The sequence below is a fragment of the Candidatus Accumulibacter similis genome (assembly GCA_013347225.1).
Taxonomy (GTDB): domain Bacteria; phylum Pseudomonadota; class Gammaproteobacteria; order Burkholderiales; family Rhodocyclaceae; genus Accumulibacter; species Accumulibacter similis.
In genome coordinates this window covers 4,736,752-4,761,180 of sequence record CP054595.1, presented here as the reverse complement: position 1 = coordinate 4,761,180, position 24,429 = coordinate 4,736,752, and the positions used below count along the sequence as shown (strand labels likewise).

Below are 24,429 nucleotides of genomic sequence, written 5' to 3'. Positions count from 1 at the left end.
CTCCTTTGACGATGATGCTAGAATTGCCCGATTTTAGCATCCGCCGGTGCGCTCCATGTGCCGGCGACCCACCACTCGAAGTAGCAATCACTGACACGCAGCGGAATGAAGCTCCCTTTCCAGCGCAAGCCGCTGACCTTGATCTTCTGTTGCACCTTTGCCGGAACGCTGGCCGTCAGCTTCGCTGGCGCGGCGCGCGCGCAGGGCACAACGCCCTTCCGGGTCGATCCGCGACTGCTCGGCTTGCCGCCGGTAACACCAGCGCCGCTGGAGCGCCCAGCTGCCGAGGCGCGAGCGGTTGAACAGCCGGCGCTGGAGGTGCGCCCGTTGCCGGCGCCGCCAGCTGCCGCGGCCCCGGCGGCGACAGACGATGCCGGTCCGCGTGGCGGGGCTGCGGCCCCGGCCCCGGCGGCCAGTCGCGCACCGGCTGCCGCCGCGGCGCCGCCGCCGCGAGTCCCCGCGACGGCGGCCCCGGCACCGGCAGCCGAACGGGCGGTCAGCGAGGCTGCTTCTCCGGGATCCGGTTCGCGCGCTGATCCCGTTGCGCCGCGCGTCGCTCCGGCGGCAACTGCCGCCACCAGGGGGCCTGCAGAAGGCGGCGGCCAGTCGCCGCTAGCGCCGCCGTTGTCGGCGCCCGTCGCCGCGCCGGCGACCCGCCCTGCCGATGGGCCGCCACTGGCGTTGCAGGCTGCCACCGCAGTGCAGTCGCCGCCGCCGGAGAGCGTTGTGCCGCGACCGGTATTCCTCAGTGCGCGACGCGTTTCGGGGGTGCTCGATCGTGAGGCTGTGGCCGAAGAGGAGGCCGAACTGCGCAAGGCCGGAACCGTCCTCACCGCCGAGCGGATGACCTATTGGCCGATCGAGGACGAGGTCGAGGCGACGGGCAACGTTCAGCTGCAGCAGGGTGACGACCGGATCTCGGGCACGCAGGCACGGCTCAAGCTTGACGACCAGGTCGGCTTCTTCGACCAGGCCTCGTACTTCGTCAAGCGGCAGGCGAAAGTTGTACCGGCCGAGGAAAGCGAACCGACGACAGGCTTTGCCGCACCGCGGGTGATCGCCATCAAGCCGGGCCAGAGCAAGGTGAAGGCGAACCAGAAGCCGGCCAGCGAGCTGACGGAGGCGCGGGGCGAGGCCGAGCGCATCGACCTCGAGGGCGAGAACCAGTTTCGCCTGACCGGCGCCACCTACACCACGTGCAAGCCGGGAAACGACGACTGGTACGTCACCGTCGCCGATCTCAAGCTCGACTACGACAACGAGGTGGGAACGGGCAGCGACGCCACGGTCCGCTTCTTCGACGTGCCGATCCTGCACTCGCCGTGGCTGTCGTTCCCGCTGAACAACGAGCGCAAGTCGGGTTTCCTGACTCCGAGCTACGGTTCGAGCAGCAGCAGCGGGATCGAATTGACGGTGCCGTACTACTGGAACATCGCACCGAACATGGACGCCACCTTCGAGCCACGGCTGCTGACGAAGCGCGGCGTGCAACTCGGCAGTCAGTTCCGCCACCTCAACGAGGCGTTCGGCGGTACCTACCGCAGCGATGCCCTGTTCGAGTATCTGCCGCATGACCGATTGGCCGACCGGGATCGCTGGGGCGTGGCCGTGCAGCACACCCAGTCGACGGCGAACGGCTTCAGCGGGACGGTGAGCTATAACCGGGTGTCGGACAACGACTATTACACCGACCTGTCGAGCCGCATAGCCCAGACATCGCAGACACAACTGCTGCAGCAGGGGACTGTCACCTACGGTGGTGGCGGCTGGTGGACGGCGACGGCCACTGTCCAGTCCTTCCAGACCCTGGAACCCGACCCCAAGAATCCGGTTACCAAGCCGTATCGGCTGCTGCCGCAGATTACCGTAAATGCCCGGCAGCCGGACCTGTTCTTCACCGACAGTTCCTTCTACGGGCAGTACACCTCCTTTGTTCATCCCGAGAAGGCGCTCGTCGAGGGACAGCGAATTGTCCTGCAGCCGCAGATCTCGGTGCCTTTCGTGACGCCAGGATGGTATGTGACGCCCCGCGTCGGCGTGAACATCACGCACTACGACCTGTCGTATCCCGGCGGCGGCTTCCTGCGACCGGAATCGATCAGCCGCACGTTGCCGATCTTCAGCGTCGACTCCGGAATGACTTTCGAACGATCGAGCATCTGGTTTGACCGCGAGTATACGCAGACGCTCGAGCCGCGTCTGTTCTACCTCAACATCCCCTACAAGAACCAGGATGACATACCGATCTTCGACACGGCGCTGGCCGACTTCAACTTCGCCCAGATCTTTGCCGACAACCAGTTTTCCGGCTGGGATCGCCTCAACAACGCCAATCAGCTGACGGCTGCACTGAGTTCGCGCCTGATCGATCCTGCGAACGGGGCGGAGATCATGCGGGCGATGATCGGCCAACTCATCTATTTCTCTGACGACAAGGTGACACTGCCGGGTACCACACTGCGCAAGTGGGGGTCGTCGGATTTCCTGGCAGCCTTCAGTGGTCAGGTCTGGCCAAGGCTGTATTTGGACGCGGCGCTGCAGTATGACCCGAGCGACTCGACGTTCGAGCGCTACGCCGTCGGCAGTCGTTACCATCCAGCGCCGGGCAAGGCCCTCAACGCGAGCTACGTCTTCAATACCGATGCTTCGGTGCCCATCAAGCAGGTCGATCTTTCAGGACAATGGCCGATAACCGGTCGCTGGCAGGCGGTCGGTCGCTACAACTACTCGTTCCTGCAGAATACGCCGATCGAAATCATCGGCGGCCTGGAATACAATGCCGGCTGCTGGGCCGTGCGCACCGTGGCCCACCGCTTGCAGACGGCACAGGCCGATTCGACGACGCAGTTCTTCGTCCAGTTGGAACTGAGCGGCCTGTCGAGCGTTGGTTCGAGCACCCAGAATCTTCTGCAACGCCGCATCCCTGGCTACGCCGGAGGGGCAACGGGCAGTGAACAGGGGCTGGCCCAATGGTGAAGTCAATGATCGGCCTTGTCTTGCGCTGCGTGTTGTTCGCCTCCTGTCTCGTTGGCGCTGCGGCAGCGCAGCAACGCACCGGCAGCCAGCCGGTCCCCGTTGACCGGGTGGTTGCCGTGGTCAACGACGAAGTGATCACCCGGTATGACCTGCGTTCCCGCCTCGACTCGGCGCTGGCGCAACTGAAACGCCAAGGGGTGCAGTCGCCACCAAGGGATGTGCTCGAAAGGCAGGTGCTCGAACGTCTGGTGGTCGACAGGCTGCAACTGCAGCTCGCACGCGACATGGGACTGCGGGTGGACGACGCGCAGCTCGATCAGGCGCTGCAACGCATTGCCACCGGCAACCGCATGTCGCTGCCCCAGTTCCGGGCGGCGCTGGAGAAGGACGGCATCGCCTTTGTCAGCTTCCGCGAGGAAATCCGCGCCGAGATGACCATCGCCCGGGTACGTGAGCGTGAGGTCGATAGCAAGATCTTCATCTCCGACGGGGAGATCGACAACTACCTGTCGGGCCTGTCGACCCCGGGAGGGGCCGGCGAGGAGTATCGTCTGGCGCACATTCTGCTGCGCGCGCCTGAATCGGCTAGCCCCGAACAGATCCAGAGGCTGCGGGCCAAGGCGGAACAGGTCCTTGACCGGCTGCGCAAGGGCGACGACTTCGGCCAACTGGCGGCGAGCTATTCGGATGCGCCGGACGGCATGAAGGGAGGCGATCTCGGTTGGCGACCGCTCGATCGCCTGCCCGGAGTCTTTGCCGAGGCGAGCGTCAGGCTCAAGGTTGGCGAGGTCTCTCCAATCCTGCGCAGTTCGAATGGTTTTCACCTGGTCAAAATGCTTGACAAGCGTGGCGGCGGTGCTCCGGCCGCGGTCGAGCAGACGCACGCGCGCCATATCCTGATCAAGGTGAACGAAATCGTTTCCGAACCCGAGGCACGTCACAAGATCGAGGGACTGCGGCAGCGGATCAGCCACGGTGAGCGTTTCGCCGAACTGGCGAGACTCTTCTCGCAGGACGGGTCCGCGTCCAAGGGTGGTGACCTCGGCTGGATCTATCCCGGTGACACGGTCCCGGAATTCGAGCGGGCGATGAATCAACTCGCGCCGGGCGAACTCAGCCAGCCGGTGCAGTCGCCATTCGGCTACCACCTGATCGAAGTGCTCGAGCGGCGGGTGCAGGATGTGTCGAGCGAGCGGCAGCGGGCGGCAGCCCGTCAGGCCCTGCGTGAACGCAAGCGTGACGAGGCTTACCAGGACTGGTTGCGGCAGGCGCGTGACCGCGCCTACGTGGAAATCCGGCTGGACGAGGGCTGAGTCGTGCGTTCCCTGCCGGTGATCGCGGTTACGGTTGGCGAGCCCGCGGGCATTGGCCCCGACATCTGCCTGTGCCTGCCCGATCATGTGCGCCAGGCGCCATTTGCCGCGCACATGGTCGTCCTTGCGGACCGCTTCCTGCTGGCCGAACGTGCGGCACTGCTGCAACTGCCGGTCAGCCTGCGCGACTGGGATCCTTCGCTGCCGCCGCGCGCAGGCACTCTGGAGGTGTTGCATCTGCCGTTGGCCGTGCCGGCATGTGCCGGTCGCCTCGACCCCGCCAATGCGTCGCAGGTTCTGGCGCTGCTCGACCGCGCGCTGGCCGGTTGCCGGTCCGGCGAGTTTGCCGCGATGGTCACCGCGCCGGTGCACAAGGGCGTGATCAACGATGCGGGCATGCATTTCACGGGCCACACCGAGTACCTGGCCGAACGGACCGCTACCTCGAGGGTGGTGATGATGCTTGTCGGCGGCGGGCTGCGGGTGGCGCTGCTGACCACGCACCTGCCTCTCAGGGAGGTGCCGGCGGCCGTCACCGCTGTCGCACTGGAGGAGACTCTGCGCATCCTGCATCGGGAGATGGGCCGCAAGTACGGTATCGACCGTCCGCGCATTCTGGTCGCCGGACTCAATCCGCACGCCGGCGAAGGCGGCTACCTTGGTCGCGAGGAGATCGATGTCATGGTGCCCGTCATCGAACGCCTGCGTGACGAGGGGATGCTTCTGCTCGGGCCGCTGCCGGCGGACACGATGTTTTCGCAACCCGTACTCGCGCGTGGCGACTGCGTCCTGGCGATGTACCACGACCAGGGCCTGCCGGTCTTGAAGTACGCGAGCTTTGGCCACGGGATCAACGTCACCCTGGGACTGCCGATCATCCGTACCTCGGTCGATCATGGGACCGCCCTCGATCTGGCGGGGAGCGGCAACGCCGATCCGGGCAGCCTTTTCGTCGCGATCGAGCAGGCGATCGCGATGGCGCGCCGCTGACAGCGAGCGCTGACCGGATGCGGCCGCACCGTGCGCGCAAGCGCTTTGGCCAGCATTTCCTGGTGGACCCGCATCTCATCGCGGGCATCGTCGGTTGCCTCGCGCTGCAGGATGGCGACCAGGTGGTCGAGATCGGCCCAGGTCTGGGTGCCTTGACTGGCCCGTTGTTGAAGCGGTTGAATCACCTGCACGTGGTCGAGATCGACCGCGACATCATCGCCCGTCTGCAAGAGCGGTACGATCCCGACCGCCTGACGATACACGCTGGCGACGCCCTGCTCTTCGATTTCGCCGGGTTGGCCGGCGCGGCCGGCAGCAGGCTGCGGATCGTCGGCAACCTGCCGTACAACATCTCGACGCCACTCCTGTTTCACCTCGCGCGTTTTGCCCACCTGATTGGTGACATGCACTTCATGCTGCAACGGGAAGTCGTCGAGCGCATGGTCGCCGTTCCGGGAAGCAGCGCCTTCGGACGCCTGTCGGTCATGCTGCAATACCGCTTCGGCATGGAAGCGTTGCTGCAAGTGCCACCAGAGGCCTTCGATCCGGTGCCGCGGGTCGATTCCACCCTGGTGCGTCTGATTCCGCGGCCACCGGAGCAACTGATGGCGAGTGACGAGAGGCGCTTTGCTGCCCTGGTTGCGGCCGCTTTCGCGCAGCGGCGCAAGATGCTGCGCAACAGCCTTGGCGGGCTGGTCGAGGAGACGCAGCTGGCAGCCCTCGGCCTGCCATCCAGTTGCCGTGCGGAAGAGCTGTCGGTTGCCGACTTCGTCCGTCTGGCGAACGCCTCGCCGCGCCAGTAGTCTGCCCGTTGAACAGGGTCACCAATGCGAGGGGCGCCACACGTGGCATCAGGCAATGCGCAAACCGCCGCCTTGGCGGCGGCAGGATCGGTAGGCTAGGCAACGCCACATGGCGGGAGATGGCGCGATCTTGCACAATTGGCTTGGCCGACGCCACTACCGGGTTCGCGCGGTGGCTGCACGTGGCAGTGAAGCCGCCGGAGCAAGTCGTGGCTCCAGCGCGCAGCGTACCGCGATCCGCTTCAGGGCCCCTTCTTGATCGGGCAGGTATTCATCCCGAGCAGCGAGTAGGCGGGACAGACGCCGAAGAGGCCGGTCAGCAGAGGCACGACACCGATCCAGCCCCAGGCGCCGATCATGCCCATGGCAGCCAGGGCGATGAGTGCGATACCGACGACAATGCGCAGCACCTTGTCGATTCCACCGACGTTGGTTTTCATGATGGACTCCATTGGAGGTTGTTGACGATGGGTGGAGGATAGGCAGGAAGCCTCACCGTGTATGTAACCGCGGTCACAGACCCTCTTGCCCTGTGCCTGCTGCCGACAGGCGCTGCAGCCGGGTCGTGCGTCGCCGCTGGCGCCGGCTGGCCATGGTGGCGCGCCTGCGGGCGTTGCTTGGTGGGCGGACGCCGCGACCCTTGGCTGGCGACGGTGCCGGCCGCTTCAGCGCCCCGCGTCGGCCAATTGCCGGAGACCCGCCCGATCGATGACGACGATCTGCTCGCGCGCGAGCGATACCAAGCCGGCGGCGGCAAAACCCTTGAGCAGGCGGCTGACGATCTCGCGGACGCTTCCGAGCTCTTCGGCGAGGGCTTGGTGGGTGCAATGGATGGCGTCGCCGCGGGCAAGCAGCAGCTTGGCGAGTCGCTGGTCGAGGCGCTGGAAGGCGACCTCCTCGACCAGTTGCATCAACTCGGCGATGCGCTCGGCGAAGAGCTGAAAGACGAAGTCCCGGAAGGGGCGGCTGTCGGCCATCAGCTCCTCGAAAAAGGCGATTGGCAGGAGCAGCAACGAGAGCGACGACTCGGCGATGCCGCGCGCCGAATAGGGGCTGCCGGCGAGCAGGCAGCACGAGGTGATGATGCACGAATCGCCTGGGGGCACCCGGTAGAGCAGCATCTCGCGTCCGCCAGCGGATGTCTTCACCACCTTGATCGTGCCGCTGAGGATCAGCGGAAATCCCCTGCAGGTCTGTCCTTCGGCAAACACCTCGCCGCTGGCAGGCACCTGCAGAAGGGTCGCCGCCTGGCAGAGCGCCGCCAGTTGCGCGGGCGGCAAGGCGCGCAGCACCGGATAGAGCAGCAGCAGCGACTGTGCCCGATCTGCGGCTGCCGTCCTCAATCCGTCAACTCCGCGGTCACCGGCGCGTGGTCCGATGGACGTTCCAGCTTGCGCATCTCGCGCTTGATGCCGGCGGCTGTGCAGCGAGCCGCCAGCGGCGACGAGAGAAGGATGTGGTCGATGCGCAGTCCATGGTTCTTCTGGAAGCCCAGCATGCGGTAGTCCCACCACGAAAAGCTCTTCTCGGGCTGAGCGAACAGGCGAAAGCTGTCGTGCAGGCCAAGGTCCAGCAACGCCCGATGGGCGCCACGCTCGGCGTCCGAGCAGAGGATCTGCCCGGCCCAGGCGATCGGGTCGTGGACGTCGCGGTCTTCGGGCGCGATGTTGAAGTCGCCGGCGACGATGAGGTGCGGATCACTGCTCAGGCGTTCGCCGATCCAGCGCCGCAGGGCCTCCAGCCAAGCGAGCTTGTACACGTACTTTTCGCTGCCGACCGCCTGGCCGTTCGGAACATAGGCGCAGACTATACAGATTCCCCTGACCGTGGCGGTCAGCAGGCGCATCTGCCCGTCGCCCAGCAGGGGATTGCCGATCACGATATCCGACGGATCGTCGCGGGTCAGCAGAGCGACGCCGTTATAGGTCTTCTGCCCGGCAAAGACAGAGCGATAGCCACAGGCTTCGATCTCCAGCCGCGGGAAACTGCTGTCCTCGAGCTTCGTCTCCTGCAGACAGACGATGTCGGGGTGCTCGCTTTCCAGCCATGCGAGCAGTTGTGGCAGGCGGATCTTGAGCGAGTTGACGTTCCAGGAAGCGATCTTCATCGGCTGACAGCGGGGCGGTGTGGCGGATCCTCGTGGCGACTTGGCGCTGTGCTGTCAGCGCTGCCCGGTCGCCCTTTGGTTGAGCACTTATATGAGTATGTTATCTTATCGTCTGTTGTTTTCGCCGCCGTCGCTGAAGAAATGGCGCGCAGTGTGCGTTATTTCCCTTGTGCGAAGTTCGGCAGCCGGTATCCTTCGATCGTTGCCAAGCCCTTGGGGCAGTGTCTGGCCAGGAATGCCGCCCGCGGTTCTTGCGGTGCGTGGAAGCAGTAGTCCGGGACACGCGGCGGGAGGGGTGTGATCGCGTGCTGGTGGGCACATCTGTGCTTGCCCGGGCGCCGCGCCTTTTTGCCGTCCGGGCCAATTCCACTATACTGTGGCGCGCTCCATGGGGGGCCGCCGGCCTGGGCACGAGTGTTTTGCGGTAAACCGTTTCCAAGCTGGGGATTTGAAAAGGAGAAATGCATGCTCAAGCGCCTGAATGCCGTCTTTGGCGTTGTCCTTCGTTGGCTCGTGGCCGCCGCAACCGCTGCCCTGGTTGCCGGTTGCGCCTCGTCCTTCCCGCCGGCGCCGGTGTCCGCCGCTTCTTCGGACTATCGCTACATCATTGGTCCAGGCGACAACGTCAATATCGTTGTCTGGCGCAATCCGGAACTGTCGATGTCAGTGCCCGTGCGTCCCGATGGTCTGATTGCCGGCCCGTTGATCGAGGACATGCAGGCGATGGGCAAGACGCCGACAGCGCTGGCACGCGACATGGAGAAGGCGCTGGGAACCTTCATCCGTGACCCGATCGTCACCGTGATCGTCACCGGTTTTGTCGGTACCCAGGCCGAACAGATCAGGGTCATCGGCGAGGCAGCCAAGCCGCAGTCGCTGCCGTATCGACAGAACATGACCCTGCTTGACGTGATGATCGCCGTTGGTGGCCTGACCGACTTTGCCGACGGCAACCGCGCGACGGTCCTGCGGACAAACCCGGAGGGGCCGAGCCAGCAGTACAGCGTGCGCCTGACCGACCTGATTCGGCGGGGAGATGTCTCGGCCAACGTCGACATGAAGCCGGGTGATGTGCTGATCATCCCGCAAAGCTGGTTCTGAGCCGCCGGTACCCGCCGGGTCCTCGTTCAATTCCGGTTCAACCCTGTGCCCTCGCACCGTCCCGGTTGGCGGGGGCTGCAACCGATAACTGATAAAGTCTGAATCCGATGGATGAACTGCTTCGACAGGCAATTGCCGTCCTGCGCGGGATGTGGCAGCGCCGCTGGCTGGGAATCATTGTCGCCTGGATCGTCGGCATCGCCAGCGTCGTGGCGGTGCTGGCGATACCCGACAAGTATGAGGCGTCGGCGCGCGTTTTCGTCGATACACAGTCGATCCTGCGGCCGTTGATGTCCGGTCTGGTCACGCAGCCCAACATCGACCAGCAGGTGATGATGCTGAGCCGCACCCTGATCACCCGCCCCAACGTCGAGAAGCTGATCAGGATGGCCGATCTCGATCTCAAGGTGCAGTCGAGGTCGGAGCGCGAGACTCTCATCGAAGAGCTGATGTCCTCGCTCAAGATCAACAACACGTCGCGCGACAACATCTATACGATCACTTACCGCGATACCAATCCGGAGAGTGCGAAGCGGGTGGTGCAGTCGCTGGTGTCGATCTTTGTCGAATCGAATCTCGGCGATGCGCGCAAGGACACCGAGTCGGCACGCAAGTTTCTCGAGAAGGAGATCACCCAGTACGAGAAGAAGCTTGAAGAGGCAGAGGCGCGTCTGAAGGAGTTCAAGATGCGCAACATGGCGACCCAGAGTGCCGAGGGCAAGGACTACTTCACGCGCATGAGCGCCGCCGGCGCGTTGCTCGAGCAGAGCAAGCTGCAACTGCGGGAAGCCGAGCAGTCGCGCGATACGCTCAAGCGCCACATCGTCGGTGACGAGCCCTCGCTCGTGCCGGACCCTTCCCAGGAATCCATCGCCGGTATCTCGGTTCCCGAACTCGATGCGCGCATCGATGCCCTGCAGAAGAACCTCGATGCGCTGCTGCAGCGCTACACCGACCAGCATCCCGACGTCGTCAGCACGCGCCGTCTGGTCAAGGAGCTGGAGGACCAGAAACGGCAGGAGGTCGCTGCCCGCCGCAAGGCTGCCGCGACCAACCCGGCCGCTTCGCTGAGCGGCAATCCAGCGCAGCAGCAACTGAAGTTGACGCTGTCCGAGGCCGATGCGAACGTCGCCGCCCTGCGTACGCGCGTTGCCGAGTACCAGGCCCGCTACAATCGCCTCGCCGAGTCGGCAAAGATGATGCCGCAGATCGAAGCCGAGTTTGCCCAGCTCAACCGCGACTACGAGATCAACAAGAAGAACTACGAGCAACTGGTGCAGCGTAGGGAATCCGCGAGCATGGGCAGCGAGATGGAGAATGCCGCTGGCGTCGATTTCCGCCTGATCGATCCCCCGCGCGTCTCGCCCAAGCCCGTGGCGCCAAACCGCACCGTCTTCCTCCCCTTGACCTTGCTGTTGGCACTCGGCGCCGGCATCGCCGCCACCTTTGCCACAAGCCAGTTGCGCCCGGTCTTCTTCGATGCGCGGTCACTGCGCGAGGCGAGCGGTCTGCCCTTGCTCGGCACCGTGACACTGCTGGTCGATGACGCACGCAAGCAGCGCGAGAGGAAGGATCTGCTGCGCTTTGCGGCAGCCTGCCTGACGCTGGTCGGCGCCTATGGGGCCGGCCTGCTGGCGTTGTTTCTCATTTCCGTCCGTACTGCCTGAGGAAAACCGATGAGCCTCATTGAACAAGCGGCCAAACGTCTCGAGCAGCTGCGCAAGGCAGGGGTCTCCGTACGCGGCGCGGAATCGGACGCTGGCCTGGCATCAATGGATGCGGATGTCGAGACCCGGCTGCAAAGCGACAACACACCATCCCAGGTTGCCACGCCCGCAGCCGCGACCCGCGTTGCCGCTGCGAACCTGGGCACCGTTACTGACCCCGTACGCGTTGCAGCACCAGCGGCCGTCGTTTCCCGCACTGTCGAAATCGACCTGCAGGGGCTCACGGCGCGCGGCCTGATGAGTCCTGATGCGCCCCGTTCGCAACTGGCCGACCAGTTTCGCGTGATCAAGAGGCCGCTCATCGCCAACGCCATGGGCAGGGGTGTCGCGCCGGTGAAGCGCGGCAATCTGATCATGGTCACCAGCGCTCTGGCCGGTGAGGGGAAGAGCTTCACGGCGATCAACCTGGCGATCAGTATCGCCATGGAACTCGACAATACGGTCATGCTGGTCGACGCCGATGTCCCCAAGCCGTCGGTGCTGAAGATGCTGGGAGTGCCGCCGGCGCGCGGTCTGCTCGATGCGCTGACCGATGAGTCGGTCGAACTCTCGCAGGTGCTGCTGCGCACCAACGTCGAGAAGCTGAGCGTTCTGCCCAGCGGCACGCAGCACGCGCGCGCAACCGAACTCCTGGCGAGCACGGCCATGGTGCAGATGCTCGATGAGATGGCGAGCCGCTATCCGGACCGCATCATCATTTTCGATTCGCCGCCGTTGCTGATGACCACCGAATCGCGGGTTCTGGCGGGCCACATGGGTCAGGTGGTGCTGGTGGTCAAGGCCGGAAGCACTGCCCGTAGCGATGTCAAACATGCTCTGATGACGATCGAGTCATGTCCGGTGAAACTGATGTTGCTCAATCAGGCGCGGACGGTTTCGCAAGACGGATATGGCTACGGTTACGGCTACGGGTATGGCTATGGCTATGGTTCAGAAGGTGCTTGAGATGGCTGTCTGCGCTGCCGGCGGGGCGCCGCTTTCGCCTGCGTCCTTTTGCGGTCGCCTGCCGCCCGCACGCAGCCGGAGTCGCCGCCGGCGTGAGCGGCGCCTGAGCCTGCGGCTTGCGTGCGCCCTGCTCGTGCTGGCGCTGCCGGCGCACGCGGAAAACTGGGTCATCACGCCGAACATCGCCATCGGCGAGACGCTGACCAACAACCTGTACCTGACATCGACGAACCGGACGAGTGATCTGGTGACCTCGATCACGCCGGGTATCTCGATCGACGGCAGGGGTAGGCGCGCCAGTCTGCGTCTGGGTTACTCGATCTCGCAGAACATCTATGCGCGCGAGTCTTCGGAGAACAACCGGCAGCAGAGTCTGGTGGCCGCCGGGACGCTCGAGGCGGTCGAGGACTGGCTGTTCGTCGACGGCAGCGCAACGATCTCGCAGCAGTACATCTCTGCCTTCGGTGGGGTCTCCCCGTCCAATGTCAACATCGACCGGAACCGCACCGAGACCTTCTACTACTCGCTCTCGCCGTATGTCCGCGGCCGTCTCTTGTCGTCCGCTGAGTACCTGCTGCGCTACTCGGTCAGCGGAACCAATCCCGACTCGCAGGCGGTGTCCAACACGACAACGAGTCAGTGGCTCGGGCGGGTCAATGGCGATACGCGCTGGGCCGCGCTCAGGTGGTCGATCGACCTGAGCAGCACCAGTGCCAACTACGACGTCGGACGTGACCGTGACGACACGCGCTACGGTCTGACGTTGTCGTACCGGTTCAATCCCGAGATCGAGGTGTCGGCGATCTTCGGACGCGAAAAGACCAACCTCGTCAGCCTGCAGGACGAGACCAACAACGACTCCGGTTTTGGCCTGCTGTGGACGCCAAGCCCGCGGACGAAGCTGGACGGCCGCATGACGCGGCGTTTCTTCGGCAACGGCTACAACGTTGCGTTCAGTCATCGCATGCCGCTGTCGGCGTTCAACTATTCCGCCAGTCGGGACGTTTCCTATCAGCCGGCCGGGGTCACGAATACCGGCCAGGGAAGCAACTACGACGCCTACTACGCGATCGTCGCGGCGAACAATCCGGGTCTCGCGCCGGAGGCGATCAGGACGCAGGTCAACCAGATCCTGCAGGGCAGGGGTGTCCCGAACGACGGCTCGGTGGTCAATGGTTATCTGGCCAACCGGCCAAGCCTGCAGACGATGCAGCAGATTTCCTATGCGCTCCTCGGCGTGCGCAACACATTGACCTTCAATGCGACCGAGAGCCAGCAGCAGCCGCTGGGTGTGATCAGTGGTCTGACCGACGATTACTCGCTGGCCAACGAAGTGACTCAACGTGGCTATGGGGTGGTCTGGGGCCATCAGCTCACCGGGCTGTCGTCGCTGTCGCTGTCGCTCAACCAGCAACGCAGCCTGGCGAAACGAAGCGGTGCCGTGGACTCAACAACGACCGGCGCGTATCTGCTGTTCACCACCTCGCTCGGCCCCCGGACAAGCGCCAACGTTGGGGCACGACACGTGATCTCCGACGGTGGCGTCAATGCGGATTACACCGAGAGCGCCCTGACTGCCTCGCTATCGCACGCCTTCTGATTGATCTGCATGTACGAATCCTTCTATGGTTTGGGCAGCAAGCCCTTCCAGCTGAACCCCGACCCTTCGTTCTATTTCGCCAGCAAGCAGCATCGGCGCGCGATGGCCTATCTGGAGTATGGCCTCAATCAGAACGAGGGATTCATCGTCGTCACCGGTGAGGTGGGCGCGGGTAAGACGACGATCGTTCGTGGTCTGCTCAATGATCTTGATTCCGGGAAGGTGGTTGCCGCGCAGCTCGTGAGCACCCAGCTCGACGCTGAAGATACCCTGCGCATGGTGGCGGCTGCATTTGGTGTAGGCGGCAGGAACCTCGGCAAGTCGGAGACTCTGCTGGCGCTCGAGGCCTTTCTCGTCGATGTCACTCGCCAGGGCAAGCGCTGCCTGCTGATCGTCGATGAGGCACAGAACCTGACACCGCGCGCGGTTGAGGAACTGCGCATGCTGTCGAACTTCCAGTTTGGCACACAGGCCTTGCTGCAGAGCTTCCTCATTGGCCAGCCGGAGTTTCGCAAGATCATGCAGAGTCCGCAGATGCAGCAACTGCGGCAGCGCGTGATCGCTGCCTGCCACATCGGGCCGATGGACCAGGATGAGACGCAGGCCTACATCGAGCATCGCCTGAAGTGCGCCGGCTCGAAGGGATCACCGCGCTTTGATGCCGGCGCCTTCGAAGCCCTCTTCGAAGCCAGTGGTGGTGTCCCGCGGCGGATCAATGCCCACTGCGACCGCCTGCTGCTGGCCGGGTTCCTGAACGGCAAGAGCGAGTTTGCGCGCGGCGATGTCGAGGAGGTGGCGCGCGAACTGCGCGAGGAGACGCAGGCCGGCGCCGCGGTTGCGGCAGCCGGCGGCGCCGACGCCGCGCCGCCGGCGGCACATCCGCAACTGACCGACAGCGGGATCCTCGACATCGACCTGTCGCGTGTTGCACTCGATGGCAGCACGGCCGATCAGGCTGCACGCGCCATCGCCGATCTGAAGAGCGGTCAGTCGGAGCAGCGGCTGATTCGCCTCGAGCGCAGCATGTTCCGTCTGGAACGGAGCAACGCGGCGATCCTTTCGCTGCTGCAGCAGTTGGTCGATGCGGTCCGGGTCAAACATTGAAAGGGCATGATCGTGCTGAGTGAAACGTGGCCAGCGGGGCTGGGGCCAGTGATCTGCGTCGTCGGGGCGCGTCCGAATTTCATGAAGATGGCGCCGATTCTGCGCGCCTTCGCGGCCCATCGCCCGTCACTGCCGGCGCTGCTCGTCCACACCGGCCAGCATTACGATCGCGACATGAACGATCGCCTGTTCGACGATCTGCGACTGCCGCGTCCCGACATCAACCTCGAGGTCGGGTCGGGGACGCACGCCGTGCAGACGGCGGAGGTCATGCGTCGCTTCGAACCGGTTCTCGACGCACAGCGGCCGGCCTGCGTTCTGGTCGTCGGCGACGTCAATTCAACCCTCGCCTGTGCCCTCGTGTGTGCCAAGAAGGATGTACCCGTGGTGCACGTCGAGGCCGGCCTGCGCAGTCATGATCGCCGCATGCCGGAAGAGATCAACCGTCTCCTGACCGACCAGATTGCCGACCGGCTTTACACCACGGAGCGTGGTGCGCACGTCAATCTGGCGCGTGAAGGGGTGGCCGCCGAGCGCATTTGTTTCGTCGGCAACGTGATGATCGATTCCCTGCTGGCGAACAGTGAGTTTGCTCCCGCTGCGTCGAATACGCTGCAACTGGCTGGCATCGCCACGCAGTTTGCCGACACCGCAGCAGGTTATGCCGTCGTGACGCTGCACCGGCCGTCCAATGTCGACCGGCCGGAGTCGCTGCGCCCGTTGCTGAGCGTACTGCGCGAGGTTTCGCAGAAGCTGCCGCTGATCTTCGCCATGCACCCGCGGACGCGCGCCAACATGGAGCGTTTCGGCCTGCAGGATCTGCTGTCCAGTCCGCGCATCGTCCTCCTGCCACCACAAGGCTATCTGGAGATGCTCGGCTTGCTCAAGGGTGCGCGGCTGGTTCTCTCGGATTCCGGCGGTCTGCAGGAGGAAAGCACGGCGCTTGGCGTGCCGTGCCTGACGATACGCGAGAACACCGAGCGGCCGATCACCGTCGACGAGGGAACCAACACGCTGGTCGGCAGCAACCCCGACGCGATCCGCGCCGGGGTCGACGAGATCCTCGCCGGTGCCGGCAAGACCGGTCGCATCCCTGAGTTCTGGGATGGCCAGGCGGCGCAGAGGATCGCTGCCGACCTCGCCGCGTGGCTGCTGGCGCGGCACCAGCAGCAGGTGGCGCTCTAGGCCGCGGGGTGCGCGAGATGCCGGGCCAGCCGCTCACCAACGCCCTGACGATCGATGTCGAGGATTATTTTCAGGTCTCGGCACTCGCCCCGTACATCCCGCGGCACGAGTGGCCACAGCGCCCCTGCCGGGTCGAAGGGAACGTCGAGCGGATCCTGCTGATGCTCGACGAAAGCCGGGTTCGGGCGACTTTCTTCACACTCGGCTGGATCGCCGAGCGCTATCCGCAACTCGTGCGCCGCATCGCCGATGCCGGGCATGAAGTCGCCAGCCACGGCTTCGGCCATGAGCGCGCCAGTGACCTCAGCCGCGCTGATTTCTGCGCCGATGTTCGCCGTGCCAAGCTGCTTCTCGAGGACATCTCTGGCCAGGAGATCAGGGGCTACCGGGCGCCGAGCTTCTCGATCGGGGCGGGCAACCTGTGGGCGTTCGATTGCTTGGCCGAGGCGGGCCATCGCTACAGTTCGAGCATCTACCCGATTCGCCATGACCACTACGGCATGCCGGACGCGCCGCGGTTCGCGCACCGCGTGCAGCACGGTCTGCTCGAACTGCCGGTGACCACCGCCCGTTTCCTGGATCGCAACTGGCCGGCCAGCGGCGGCGGCTACTTCCGGCTGCTGCCGTATGCGCTGTCACGCTGGCTGTTGCGGCAGGTGAACGAGCGCGATGGGCAGCCGGCGATCTTCTACTTCCATCCCTGGGAAATCGACCCCGGACAGCCGCGAATCCCGAATCTCTCCGTCAAGACACGTTTTCGCCACTACGTGAACCTGGATCGTACCGAGGGACGGCTGCGGCGTCTCTTGACCGATTTTCGCTGGGGTCGCATGGACGAGATATTTCTCCGTCGCGGCATGGCCGCCGTCGCCGCATGAGAACCACGAGCGAGGAAGTGTCGAGAATCGCCGCCGCGACGGCCCCGCTCGTGGTGAGGCGCCTGCAGGTCGGCGATGCCGCAGCCGTTGCGCGCTGGGACGCTTTCGTCGATGAGTGCCCGCAGGCGACCTTCTTTCATCGTGCCGGCTGGCAGCGAATCGTCGCTGAAGTCTTCAGCCATCCAACGCACTTCCTCTATGCAGAACGTGCCGGGCGCATCGAGGCAGTCCTGCCGTTGGCACAGGTGAAGAGCCTGCTTTTCGGCAACGCGTTGGTCTCGCTGCCTTTCGCCGTCTACGGGGGGGTCGCTGCCACCACCTCGCAGGCGGCCGATCTGCTTGAAGAGGAGGCGCAAGCCGTGGCGCGGCGCCTCGGGGTCGACCATCTGGAACTGCGAAACGTTCACCAGCGTCATCCGGACTGGCCGCAGCAGAGCCTCTACGTCAGGTTTCGGCGAGCCATCGCCCCGGAAGTGGAAGCCAACATGCTGGCAATACCGCGCAAGCAGCGGGCGATGGTGCGCAAGGGAATGAAGGGCGGTCTGCGCAGCGAGATCGATTCCGACAGCCGACGCTTTTTCGCGCTCTACGCCGACAACGTCCACCGTCATGGCACGCCAGCCTTGCCGCGGCGCTATTTCGACCGGTTGCTGCAGGTCTTTGCCGGCAGCTGCGACATCATGACCGTGGTTGATGAGGCGGGTCGCCCGGTGAGCAGTGTCCTCAGCTTCTACTTCCGCGATGAGGTCCTGCCCTATTACGCTGGCGACGAGCCTGCCGCACGCGATCTGGCTGCCAACGATTTCAAGTATTGGGAGCTGTTGCGCCGTTCGTGCGAGCGTGGCCTGAAGACTTTTGACTACGGACGAAGCAAGCGGGATACCGGCTCCTACTCCTTCAAGAAGAACTGGGGATTCGAGCCCGAGCCGCTGTTCTACGAGCATTGTCTCTACCGGCGCGAAGCGGTACCTCAGAACAACCCGGCGAACGCCAAGTACCGCCTGTTGATCAACACCTGGCGGCGGCTGCCGATTGGTGTGGCCAACTGGCTGGGGCCGTTCATCGTTCGCAATCTCGGTTGAGTGAGCACGGGTGTGATCCGATGTTGCCCCCGCTCCAAGCTGGTCATTTCCTCTCCGTCGTCCACGCCTGCTGAAAGTCGCACATGATTGCCCGCCAAACAAGCTCCGCAGCTGCCGCGATCGACCCTGGCTGGAGGGTGGCAGGCCCGGCCCTCCTGGTGGTGCTGCTGACCATTCTGGCGCTCTTTCGGGAAACCGCAAGCGAGATGGCGAGTATCTGGTGGCGCTCGGATACCTATGCGCATGGAATGATCGTGCCGCCGATCACTGTGTGGCTGGTCTGGCGGGTGCGGGCGGGGCTCGTCGCACTGACCCCACGGTCGAGCTACCTGGCCGTCTTCCTGCTCGGCGGTGCGGGTTTTGGCTGGTTGGTGGGGCAGGTGGCGGCGGTGAACGCGCTCTCGCAGTTTGCCCTGGTGGCCATGCTGGTTCTTGCCGTGCCAGCGCTGGTCGGCTGGCAGGTCGCGCGCTGGCTTGCGTTTCCGCTGCTGTTCCTCTTCTTCGCCGTTCCGTTCGGCGATTTCACGCAGCCCAAGCTGATGGAGTGGACTGCCGATGCGACGGTCGCCGGCCTGCGGCTCAGCGGCATTCCGGTGTACCGCGAGGGACAGCACCTGGTGATTCCGAGCGGCAATTGGGCGGTGGTCGAGGCCTGCAGTGGGGTGCGCTACCTCATCGCCTCGATCACGGTGGGAACGCTGTACGCCTATCTCACCTATCGTTCGCTCTCGCGGCGCCTGCTCTTCTTCCTGGTCTCGATCATCGTGCCGGTTCTTGCCAACTGGGGGCGCGCCTACATGATCGTCATGCTCGGTCACCTTTCCGGCAACAGGCTTGCGGTCGGCGTCGACCACCTGGTGTATGGCTGGGTTTTCTTCGGCGTCGTCATTCTCGCGATGTTCTGGATTGGTGCCCGCTGGCGCGAGGATGACACGCTGCCACAGGGGCCGGTCAGGGTGCCGGTGACTGCCTCGCGCCCGTCCCCGGCTGCGCTGCTGGCGGCAGGATCGGTGACGGTGCTGGTAGCCGGCTTGTGGCCCCTGGTGCTCTGGCAACTCGATCATGCCGCCGTGCATGAGGTGAAGAGCCTGGCGTCTCTCGGCCCGATTGCCGGTTGGCAGGACGGCGACGCGACTGGTCCATACGACTGGCAGCCGCGGTTCGCCGGCGCCGACGCGCTCCGGCAGGCTGTGTTCGCTCGCGATGGCCGGCGCGTCGGGCTCTTCGTCGCCTACTATCGCAACCAGGACCAGCAGCGCAAGCTGGTCAGTTCGACCAATGTCCTGGTGGCCAGCGGCGATCCGGTATGGGCGAAGGTCGCCGGCGGAGTCAGGGAGATATCGTTGAACCGGCAGCCAGTAAGGATTCGCACCGCCGAGTTGCGTGGTCTCGAAAGCGCGCGCCTGCTGGTCTGGCAATGGTACTGGATCAATGGCCGCTGGACTTCCAGTGAGGCCATCGCCAAGGTCTACACGGCGCTGTCGCGCCTCAGCGGTCACGGTGACGATTCCGCAGTGGTCATCCTGTTTGCGCAGCAGGACGGGCCTGGGGAGGCCGATGCGACACTCGCCGACTTTGTCGCCGTGGCCGCAGAGGCGATCGGCAGCGCGTTGCAGCAGACAGCGGACGGGCGCTGAACGCCTGCAACGGGGGGCTGCCGGCTGCCGATCGTGAACAATGACACGGCAGGCGATGGCACGGCGAGGGATGATTCGCACACTGGCTGGCGGTGACGAGCCGCGCGAGCGATCGCCAGCCTGCTGGGGATGAGAGCCTGTCCGCGGAGCGCGGTCGCGGAGAGGCAACGCGATGGGGTTGCCTGCCGCCAGCGTGTGCCGGCGAGCTGGTTGCGGAATTGGCTGCTGCTTGGTTTCCCGGCCATCCGCTGCGGCAGCGTCACTGGGGATATCGACTGGGGCAATGGACAATCAGAAACGCTTGGTCACCAGAAACCGCTGCTGCGCGCCAGACGGCCGGTGCGGCAAGCAGCCCAGGCCGATGATGCCGTGCGAGCACCTGCCGCTGGTCCTGGCGGCCGACCTCAGTACTGCAGTCTGTGGTGGCGACAAGCAGGGCAGCGTGGGCCGGTTTCAAGTGCACCGCCAAGGGATCAAGCGGGGATGCTTGCAGCTGTCGTCGGTGTCCCACTGTCGCGGTGCGTGGGGCTGACATGAAGCCCGAGACGCGGCCGCTGATCCTGCACGTGATCCATCAACTGGCTACCGGTGGCCTGGAGAATGGTTTGGTCAATCTGATCAACCATCTCCCCGAATACCGGTTTCGTCATGCGATTGCATGCGTCGAGGACTTTTCCGACTTTCGCTTGCGCTTGACGCGGTCCGACACGCCCGTGTTCGCCTTGCACCGCTCCCGTGTTGGCGTCTGGCGGCTGCGACATGGGTTGTTCCGTTTGTGTCGCCAGCTGCAGCCGACAATCGTTCATTCACGCAATCAGTCCGGGCTCGATGCGTTGTTGCCGGCCAAGCTGGCAGGCGTGCCGCATTGCCTTCATGGCGAGCACGGCTGGGACGTCGACGATCTTGCCGGGCAGCGGTTCAAGCCGGCGCTGCTGCGCCGCCTGCATGCACCCCTGGTCGACCGCTACATCACCGTGTCGGCAGAACTCAGGGATTACCTTGTCAATCGGGTCGGTATTGCGTCAGGCCGGGTCACTCAGATCGTCAACGGTGTCGATACCGTGCGCTACGCCCCGGCCACCCATGCCGAGCGCTGGCAGTCGCTGCCGGCAGGCTTTGCCGTTCCTGGCTGCGTGCTCATCGGAACGGTGGGACGGCTGCAGGCGGTCAAGGACCAGGCCACGCTGCTGCGCGCCTTCGCCCGCCTGGTAGGGGAAGGCGATACGAGCGCGTCGCGTGCGCGGCTGGTGATCGTCGGCGATGGACCGTTGCGCGAATCACTGCGCAGCCTGGCAGCCGAACTTGGGGTTTCGTCACTGACCTGGTTCCCTGGTGCGGTCAGCAACGTCCGCGAGTTGCTGCAGTCTCTGGACCTCTTCGTCCTGCCGTCTCTCGCCGAGGGGATTTCGAACACGCTCCTGGAAGCAATGGCCACGGGTTTGCCACTGCTTGCGACGGCAACGGGCGGCAACGTCGAACTGGTGGCCGATCACCTCAGCGGTCGCCTCTTTCAGCCGCGAGACGTTGCCGGACTGAGCGACCTGCTGCGGCAGTATCTTGCCGATCCGCGCTTGCGCCGGCGGCACGGGAGTGCAGCGCGGGAAATCGCCGTCGCCCGCTTCAGCCTCGCAACGATGCTGGCCAACTACCAGTCGGTCTACGAGGAGTTCTGCGATCGGCGCCAACAGGCTGCAGTGACGCTTGCCAGCCGTCGGCCGAATTGCGGCGCGGGGCCGGCCGATGGCGGTTGAGACTTCGTTGCTGACCACAGCGGTCGCTGCTGGTGAATTGCTGGCGGCTCTATTTTGACCACGAGAGAATAGATATTCGATATGTGCGGCATTACCGGAATTTTCGATACCCGTAGCCAGCGCGAAGTTGATCGTGCGGTGCTTGTGCGGATGAACGAATCGCAGCACCATCGGGGCCCGGATGAGGGTGGCCTGCACATCGAGCCTGGGCTCGGCCTTGGTCACCGGAGGCTGTCGATCATCGACCTGTCCACCGGGCAACAGCCGCTCTACAACGAGGACGAGAGCGTCTGTGTGGTGTTCAACGGCGAGATCTACAACTACCAGGAGTTGATTCCCGAGTTGCTGGCGCTCGGTCACCGTTTTCATACGCGCAGCGATACCGAGGTCATCGTGCACGCTTGGGAGTCGTGGGGCGAGGACTGCGTGCGTCGCTTTCGCGGCATGTTCGCCTTTGCGCTCTGGGATCGCAACCGCCAGACGCTCTTTCTGGCGCGCGACCGGCTGGCGGTCAAGCCGCTGTACTATGCACTCCTGCCCGACGGAACCTTCCTCTTCGGCTCCGAGCTCAAGTCCCTGCTGGCGCATGGTGGCCTGGCACGCGAGATAGACCCGCTGGCGGTCGAGGAATACTTCGCCCTGGGTTATGTCGCCGAGCCGCGAACGATATTCCGCCAGGCAAGGAAGCTGCCGCCGGCGCACACGCTGACCCTGCGCCGGGGAACGCCATTGGCCGAGCCGAAGGGGTACTGGGACGTGCGCTTCAGTCTCGAAAGCCGCGTCTCGCTGGCAGATGCCTGTGCGCAGCTCGACGAGCGGCTCGCCGAGTCGATTCGCCTGCGCATGATCGCCGAAGTGCCACTCGGTGCCTTTCTCTCCGGAGGCGTCGATTCGAGCGCCGTTGTCGCCCTGATGGCGGGTCTGTCGTCGGCACCGGTGAACACCTGCTCGATCGCTTTCGATGATCCCGCGTACAACGAAGCCGCCTTCGCGCAAAAGGTCGCCGACCGCTACCGGACCAATCATCACTGTGACCTCGTCGCCAGCGATGACTTCGATCTGATCGATACGCTGGCCCGGCTGTATGACGAGCCGTATGCCGACAGTTCAGCGATTCCCACCTACCGCGTCTGCCAACTGGCGCGCCGGCATGTGACGGTGGCGCTTTCCGGCGACGGCGGCGACGAGACCTTTGGCGGCTATCGCCGTTACCGCCTGCACCTGATGGAAGAGCGTCTGCGCACAGCGTTGCCGTATGGGGTGCGGCGGCCGCTCTTCGGCCTGCTCGGTCGCGCCTACCCGAAAGCCGACTGGGCGCCCCGCATGTTTCGCGCCAAGACGACTTTCGAGGGCATGGCGCGAACGACCGTCGGCGGCTATTTCCACGCCATGTCGATCCTGCGTGACCCGATGCGCCGCGAGCTGTTTACCGATCGCTTCCGCCGCGAGGCCGGCGGCTACAGCGCACAGGAGGTCTTTCGCCGGCACGCCGAGCGTGCCGGTACCGATGATCCTCTGGCCCTGATCCAATACCTCGACCTCAAGACGTACCTCGTCGGCGACATCAACACCAAGGTGGACCGTGCCAGCATGGCACATTCGCTGGAGGTTCGCGAGCCGCTGATGGACCACGAACTGGTCGAGTGGATGGCGACTCTGCCCTCGTCGCTCAAGGTGCGCGGCCAGGAGGGGAAATTCCTCCTGAAGGAAGCCATGAAGCCTCGCCTGCCGCAGGACATCCTGTTCCGCCCCAAGATGGGTTTCGCCGTGCCGCTCGCGCGCTGGTTCCGCGGCCCGCTGCGGGAACGCGTGCAGCAGGCGGTGCTCGGTCCGCGTCTGGCTGCCACCGGCTGGTTCAACCCGGTCTACCTGCGGCATCTGATTGACGCGCACCAGTCGGGGGCAAGAGACTACAGTGCGCCCTTGTGGACGATACTGATGTTCGAGGCTTTTCTGCGCAACGTCATGGATCCGCCTGCCGAGCATCCCGCTGCGGTCTCCGTGGTCGACGCATCGCGATGAGCTTGCGCATCCTGCACGTCCTCGACCACTCGCTGCCGCTGCACAGCGGCTACAGTTTTCGCACGCTGGCCATCCTGCGCGAGCAGCAGGCTCTCGGCTGGCAGACGGTGCATCTGACGACGCCCAAGCAGGGCGCCAGCGATGCCCTGTGCGAGGAGGTCGACGGCTGGCTGTTTCACCGCACGCCGAGCGCGCCGGGCTGCGGCCTGCTGCCGCAGATGCGGCTGACCGCGGCGCGCCTGCAGCAAGTGGTGGGTGCCACCGCGCCGGACCTGATCCACGCCCACTCGCCGGTACTCAACGCCTTGCCCAGCCTGTGGGTCGGCCGGCGCCAGCGCCTGCCGGTGGTCTACGAAATGCGCGCCTCGTGGGAGGACGCGGCGGTTGACCACGGGACGACTCGCGCCGGCAGCCTGCGCTACCGCGCGTCGCGGGCGCTCGAGAGCTTCGCCTTGCGTCAGGCCGACGAGGTGACGACGATCTGTCAGGGACTGCACGCAGACATTGCCGGCCGCGGCATCTCGCCCGAGCGCATCACGGTGATTCCGAATGCGGTCGATGTCGAGCTGTTCCGAATTGACGCGCAACCGGATTCCGCCTTGCGGCGGTCGCTTGGCCTCGATGGCGCGACGGTCGTCGGTTTCGCTGGTTCGTTCTACGGCTATGAAGGACTCGACCTGCTGCTCGAGGCGGCTTGCCTGCTGCTGCCTCGCCATCCGCAACTGCGCGTGCTGCTGGTTGGTGGCGGGCCGCAGGAAAGCAACCTGCGGGCACAGGCGACAGCGGCCGGCATCGCGCAGCAGGTCATCTTCACCGGTCGGGTTCCGCATGCGGACGTGCAACGTTACTACGGACTGATCGACATCCTGGCTTACCCGCGCCTGCCGATCCGGCTGACCGAGCTGGTGACGCCGTTGAAGCCGCTCGAGGCGATGGCACAGGGGCGGATGCTGGTCGCTTCCGACGTTGGCGGCCACCGCGAGCTCATCCGCCACGGCGAGACCGGCTTCCTCTTTCGTGCCGGGGATGCGGGTTCCTTGGCAGCGGCCATCGACGAACTGCTTGCCAAGCGCCAGCGCTGGCCGGAAATCCGCCGGCAGGCGCGCCAGTTCGTCGAGGTCGAGCGAACCTGGGCGACCAGCGTGGCGCGTTATCGCGAGGTCTACCGGCGGGCTCTGGCCCGCTACGGTCGCAGCCCATCAATCTGA

Annotated in this window: 19 protein-coding genes; 16 read left to right on the top strand and 3 right to left on the bottom strand. The window is 64.9% G+C overall.

The features are described from left to right. Positions 1–105 precede the first annotated feature (105 nt). Genes lptD through rsmA form a run of 4 tightly spaced genes read left to right on the top strand, consistent with a single transcriptional unit; the run spans position 106 to position 6,082 of the window. Complete coding sequence (gene lptD, locus HT579_20985; GenBank protein QKS31183.1) at positions 106–2,976, top strand: LPS assembly protein LptD; 2,871 nt, start codon at positions 106–108, stop codon at positions 2,974–2,976. 5 nt (positions 2,977–2,981) lie between these two features. After that, a complete protein-coding gene (locus tag HT579_20980) occupies positions 2,982–4,289 on the top strand; it encodes a peptidylprolyl isomerase (GenBank protein ID QKS31182.1) in 1,308 nt (435 codons plus the stop codon). Between the two features lie 3 nt (positions 4,290–4,292). Then, complete coding sequence (gene pdxA, locus HT579_20975) at positions 4,293–5,279, top strand: 4-hydroxythreonine-4-phosphate dehydrogenase PdxA (protein QKS31181.1); 987 nt, start codon at positions 4,293–4,295, stop codon at positions 5,277–5,279. A gap of 17 nt (positions 5,280–5,296) precedes the next feature. After that, positions 5,297–6,082 (top strand): 16S rRNA (adenine(1518)-N(6)/adenine(1519)-N(6))-dimethyltransferase RsmA, encoded by a 786-nt coding sequence (gene rsmA, locus HT579_20970; GenBank protein QKS31180.1) that lies wholly within the window; start codon positions 5,297–5,299, stop codon positions 6,080–6,082. A gap of 242 nt (positions 6,083–6,324) precedes the next feature. On the opposite strand, the gene HT579_20965 is transcribed toward rsmA, so the two are convergent. The 3 genes from HT579_20965 to xth form a co-directional block, all read right to left on the bottom strand. Beyond that, positions 6,325–6,522: a DUF2892 domain-containing protein gene (locus HT579_20965; GenBank protein QKS31179.1), complete on the bottom strand. Its 198-nt coding sequence runs from the start codon at positions 6,520–6,522 to the stop codon at positions 6,325–6,327. Between the two features lie 225 nt (positions 6,523–6,747). After that, positions 6,748–7,425, bottom strand: a complete 678-nt coding sequence (locus HT579_20960; protein ID QKS31178.1) for a Crp/Fnr family transcriptional regulator — start codon at positions 7,423–7,425, stop codon at positions 6,748–6,750. After that, entirely contained in the window at positions 7,422–8,189 is a 768-nt protein-coding gene (xth, locus tag HT579_20955; GenBank protein ID QKS31177.1) for an exodeoxyribonuclease III, read from the bottom strand. The genes HT579_20960 and xth overlap by 4 nt, the downstream gene beginning before the upstream one ends. A gap of 465 nt (positions 8,190–8,654) precedes the next feature. On the opposite strand from xth, the gene HT579_20950 reads away from it, so the two are divergent. From HT579_20950 to HT579_20895, 12 genes are all read left to right on the top strand, one after another. Further along, positions 8,655–9,290, top strand: a complete 636-nt coding sequence (locus tag HT579_20950) for a polysaccharide biosynthesis/export family protein (protein ID QKS31176.1) — start codon at positions 8,655–8,657, stop codon at positions 9,288–9,290. A gap of 107 nt (positions 9,291–9,397) precedes the next feature. Further along, complete coding sequence (locus tag HT579_20945) at positions 9,398–10,957, top strand: chain length-determining protein (GenBank protein ID QKS31175.1); 1,560 nt, start codon at positions 9,398–9,400, stop codon at positions 10,955–10,957. A gap of 9 nt (positions 10,958–10,966) precedes the next feature. Beyond that, positions 10,967–11,962, top strand: a complete 996-nt coding sequence (locus tag HT579_20940) for a tyrosine-protein kinase family protein (GenBank protein ID QKS31174.1) — start codon at positions 10,967–10,969, stop codon at positions 11,960–11,962. A gap of 1 nt (position 11,963) precedes the next feature. Then, on the top strand, positions 11,964–13,562 hold the full coding sequence (locus HT579_20935) for a TIGR03016 family PEP-CTERM system-associated outer membrane protein (GenBank protein QKS31173.1): 1,599 nt from the start codon (positions 11,964–11,966) through the stop codon (positions 13,560–13,562). A gap of 9 nt (positions 13,563–13,571) precedes the next feature. Further along, positions 13,572–14,666 (top strand): AAA family ATPase, encoded by a 1,095-nt coding sequence (locus HT579_20930; GenBank protein QKS31172.1) that lies wholly within the window; start codon positions 13,572–13,574, stop codon positions 14,664–14,666. 6 nt (positions 14,667–14,672) lie between these two features. Next, on the top strand, positions 14,673–15,851 hold the full coding sequence (gene wecB, locus HT579_20925) for a UDP-N-acetylglucosamine 2-epimerase (non-hydrolyzing) (protein ID QKS31171.1): 1,179 nt from the start codon (positions 14,673–14,675) through the stop codon (positions 15,849–15,851). A gap of 17 nt (positions 15,852–15,868) precedes the next feature. Further along, positions 15,869–16,729 carry a DUF3473 domain-containing protein gene (locus HT579_20920; GenBank protein ID QKS31170.1) on the top strand — a complete coding sequence of 287 codons (861 nt, stop codon included), beginning with the start codon at positions 15,869–15,871 and terminating at the stop codon, positions 16,727–16,729. Then, positions 16,726–17,811 carry a FemAB family PEP-CTERM system-associated protein gene (locus tag HT579_20915; GenBank protein QKS31169.1) on the top strand — a complete coding sequence of 362 codons (1,086 nt, stop codon included), beginning with the start codon at positions 16,726–16,728 and terminating at the stop codon, positions 17,809–17,811. Before HT579_20920 ends, HT579_20915 begins: the two co-directional genes overlap by 4 nt. A 137-nt stretch (positions 17,812–17,948) precedes the next feature. Continuing rightward, positions 17,949–19,448, top strand: a complete 1,500-nt coding sequence (xrtA, locus tag HT579_20910) for an exosortase A (GenBank protein ID QKS31168.1) — start codon at positions 17,949–17,951, stop codon at positions 19,446–19,448. A gap of 533 nt (positions 19,449–19,981) precedes the next feature. Further along, on the top strand, positions 19,982–21,199 hold the full coding sequence (locus tag HT579_20905; GenBank protein QKS31167.1) for a TIGR03088 family PEP-CTERM/XrtA system glycosyltransferase: 1,218 nt from the start codon (positions 19,982–19,984) through the stop codon (positions 21,197–21,199). A gap of 81 nt (positions 21,200–21,280) precedes the next feature. After that, positions 21,281–23,221, top strand: a complete 1,941-nt coding sequence (locus HT579_20900; protein QKS31166.1) for an amidotransferase 1, exosortase A system-associated — start codon at positions 21,281–21,283, stop codon at positions 23,219–23,221. Next, positions 23,218–24,429: a glycosyltransferase, exosortase A system-associated gene (locus HT579_20895; GenBank protein ID QKS31165.1), complete on the top strand. Its 1,212-nt coding sequence runs from the start codon at positions 23,218–23,220 to the stop codon at positions 24,427–24,429. The genes HT579_20900 and HT579_20895 overlap by 4 nt, the downstream gene beginning before the upstream one ends.

Coding starts and splice junctions, on each gene's coding strand:
- wecB (QKS31171.1), top strand. CDS start 14,673: ATGATCGTGCTGAGTGAAACGTGGCCAGCGGGGCTGGGGCCAGTGATC.
- lptD (QKS31183.1), top strand. CDS start 106: ATGAAGCTCCCTTTCCAGCGCAAGCCGCTGACCTTGATCTTCTGTTGC.
- HT579_20930 (QKS31172.1), top strand. CDS start 13,572: ATGTACGAATCCTTCTATGGTTTGGGCAGCAAGCCCTTCCAGCTGAAC.
- HT579_20900 (QKS31166.1), top strand. CDS start 21,281: ATGTGCGGCATTACCGGAATTTTCGATACCCGTAGCCAGCGCGAAGTT.
- rsmA (QKS31180.1), top strand. CDS start 5,297: ATGCGGCCGCACCGTGCGCGCAAGCGCTTTGGCCAGCATTTCCTGGTG.
- HT579_20980 (QKS31182.1), top strand. CDS start 2,982: ATGATCGGCCTTGTCTTGCGCTGCGTGTTGTTCGCCTCCTGTCTCGTT.
- HT579_20940 (QKS31174.1), top strand. CDS start 10,967: ATGAGCCTCATTGAACAAGCGGCCAAACGTCTCGAGCAGCTGCGCAAG.
- HT579_20905 (QKS31167.1), top strand. CDS start 19,982: ATGAAGCCCGAGACGCGGCCGCTGATCCTGCACGTGATCCATCAACTG.
- xth (QKS31177.1), bottom strand. CDS start 8,189: ATGAAGATCGCTTCCTGGAACGTCAACTCGCTCAAGATCCGCCTGCCA.
- HT579_20950 (QKS31176.1), top strand. CDS start 8,655: ATGCTCAAGCGCCTGAATGCCGTCTTTGGCGTTGTCCTTCGTTGGCTC.
- HT579_20920 (QKS31170.1), top strand. CDS start 15,869: ATGCCGGGCCAGCCGCTCACCAACGCCCTGACGATCGATGTCGAGGAT.
- HT579_20895 (QKS31165.1), top strand. CDS start 23,218: ATGAGCTTGCGCATCCTGCACGTCCTCGACCACTCGCTGCCGCTGCAC.
- HT579_20965 (QKS31179.1), bottom strand. CDS start 6,522: ATGAAAACCAACGTCGGTGGAATCGACAAGGTGCTGCGCATTGTCGTC.
- HT579_20915 (QKS31169.1), top strand. CDS start 16,726: ATGAGAACCACGAGCGAGGAAGTGTCGAGAATCGCCGCCGCGACGGCC.
- HT579_20945 (QKS31175.1), top strand. CDS start 9,398: ATGGATGAACTGCTTCGACAGGCAATTGCCGTCCTGCGCGGGATGTGG.
- HT579_20935 (QKS31173.1), top strand. CDS start 11,964: ATGGCTGTCTGCGCTGCCGGCGGGGCGCCGCTTTCGCCTGCGTCCTTT.